The following is a 785-nucleotide window of genomic DNA, read 5'->3' as shown; positions in this document are numbered from 1 at the left end:
TGATAACCTCATGGTGGTTTCTCCAGACGTTGGTGGTGTCGTTCGTGCCCGTGCTGTTGCTAAACAAATGGGCGATATTGACCTTGCTATCATCGACAAACGTCGTCAAAAGGCAAATGAATCACAAGTCATGCACTTGATTGGTGATGTTAAAGGCCGTGACTGCGTCATCGTAGATGACATGGTGGATACTGCTGGTACGTTATGTAAAGCTGCTGATGCATTGAAAACATTTGGTGCGCGCAAAGTGGTTGCTTATGCAACTCACCCTGTTTTATCAGGTAAGGCTATCGAAAACTTGAAAAATTCTGTGATTGATGAATTGGTTGTTACAGACACCATTCCTCTTTCTGAAGAAGCTCAAGCTCTTGGTAAGATTCGCCAAGTTTCAGTTGCGAGTATGGTTGCTGAAACAATTCGTCGTATTAACAACGAAGAATCTATTAGCGCAATGTTTGATTCTTATCTATAATATAGCGCTGAATTTTAAAAGCCCTGCTCTGTGCAGGGCTTTGTCTCACTAGGTCGGTCGCAGATCTAGTTTATTTAAAACTTAAATTAAGGATGTCTATCATGGCAAACTTCGTATTAAACGCTCAAGCGCGTGAAGCAGCTAACCAAGGGAAAGGTGCGAGCCGCCGCCTTCGTCATGCTGCTCAAGTTCCAGCAATCATCTACGGTGGTGCTGCTGAACCTGTAGCTGTTACTTTAGAACTTCGTGAGCTTGTTAAAGCTTTAGAAAGCAATGCTTTCTTCGAAGAAGTTGTTGAAATCAAAGTTGGCGA

At 43.1% G+C, this 785-nt stretch carries 2 protein-coding genes; both read left to right on the top strand.

Going from position 1 to position 785, the window contains the following annotated elements; translation table 11 throughout:
• A partial coding sequence (prs, locus tag B4F08_RS01715; protein WP_291372744.1) for a ribose-phosphate diphosphokinase occupies positions 1-472 on the top strand: 472 nt, incomplete at its 5' end.
• 101 nt (positions 473-573) lie between these two features.
• Positions 574-785 (top strand): 50S ribosomal protein L25 (locus B4F08_RS01710; RefSeq protein ID WP_291372742.1); only part of this gene is annotated, 212 nt, incomplete at its 3' end.

This window comes from Acinetobacter sp. UBA6720 (genome assembly GCF_002454215.1).
Classification (GTDB): domain Bacteria; phylum Pseudomonadota; class Gammaproteobacteria; order Pseudomonadales; family Moraxellaceae; genus Acinetobacter.
The sequence above is the reverse complement of the archived record's forward strand: the minus strand, read 5'-3'. Positions and strand labels throughout refer to the sequence as shown.